The organism is Loigolactobacillus jiayinensis (genome assembly GCF_003946445.1).
GTDB classification, from domain to species: domain Bacteria; phylum Bacillota; class Bacilli; order Lactobacillales; family Lactobacillaceae; genus Loigolactobacillus; species Loigolactobacillus jiayinensis.
In genome coordinates this window covers 1-1279 of the sequence record NZ_RHOF01000125.1, presented here as the reverse complement: position 1 = coordinate 1279, position 1279 = coordinate 1, and the positions used below count along the sequence as shown (strand labels likewise).

General features: G+C 39.7%; 1 protein-coding gene. It reads left to right on the top strand.

The window, feature by feature from the left end; genetic code table 11:
* Positions 1–57 precede the first annotated feature (57 nt).
* Positions 58–1230, top strand: coding sequence for an IS256 family transposase (locus EKM80_RS14775; protein WP_125554444.1), 1173 nt, complete (start codon positions 58–60; stop codon positions 1228–1230).
* The last annotated feature ends 49 nt before the right edge of the window (positions 1231–1279 follow it).

Sequence of the window (1279 nt, the reverse complement as noted above, 5' to 3'; positions counted from 1 at the left end):
GAAGCCTCTCCCTTATGATAGTTAGCGTCTAAACAAACATCACAGGAGGCTTCCCCCATGAATCAGTTTACCAAAGAAATTGTCACAGCACTAGCTCAGAATCAAGATTTAGACCTTATTTTTAAAGACCACCTAGAGCTTGCCGTTAATGAATTACTTCAAAATGAGCTTTCCGCCTTTTTAGGTTATGAACGTTATGATAGAGCTGGATTCAACTCCGGTAATTCACGCAACGGCAACTATTTAAGAACCTTCAAAACTAAATACGGCGAGCTGAATCTCGCAGTACCACGAGATCGTAATGGCGAATTTATTAACCACACCTTACCTGCTTATCAGCGCCAAACAGACCAACTAGAACAGACGGTCATCCAGCTTTATCAAAAAGGCATTACTACCCATGAAATCTCCGATCTCATGGAAAAAATGTATGGTGCTTATTACACGCCGCAAACAGTTTCCAACTTAACTAAAGTCGTCAATGAACAAGTTGAAGCTTTTAAAAGCAGAACATTATCAGAAAAATATGCGGTCATCTATCTGGATGCTACTTATCTGCCATTAAGACGCGATACCGTCGCAAAAGAAGCGGTCCACATTGCAATTGGTATTCAGCCTAACGGGCATAAAGAAGTCTTGTCGTACAAAATAGCGCCTACTGAATCCGGGGCAATTTGGGCAGAGGTATTGGCTGATCTGAAACAACGAGGGGTGCAACAGAATTTACTTTTTGTGGCCGATGGCTTAGTTGGATTGGCGTCTGCGGTTGGCAAATATTACCCAGAAGCAGTTATTCAACAATGTCTCGTTCATGTAAGTCGTAATATCGCACATCATATTCGGGTGAAAGACCGTAAAGATGTCTTAGATGATTTTAAATTAATCCATCAGTCGCCTGATAAACAGACGGCTGAGCACAGCTTAGCTAACTTTATCAATCGCTGGCGTAAACGATATCCTAAAGTCACCCAAGGGTTATTAGAAAATCAGAAATTATTGACGTGCTTTGATTTTCCACCAGCTATTCGGGCTAGTATTTACAGTACGAATCTGATTGAATCGTTTAATAAGAAATTCAAACGGCAGACTAAAAAGCGTGAACAGTTTCCAAATGAGGAATCCTTAGAAAGGACCTTAATGACGGTTATTTTGGATTACAATGATAAGTTTGATCAGCGTGTGCATAAAGGATTCAATATGGTTGAAGATACATTAGAATCTATGTTTTAAAGAAAAAGACGAGAGGCTTTTCTATTTACACATAAAATTTGACACTCTC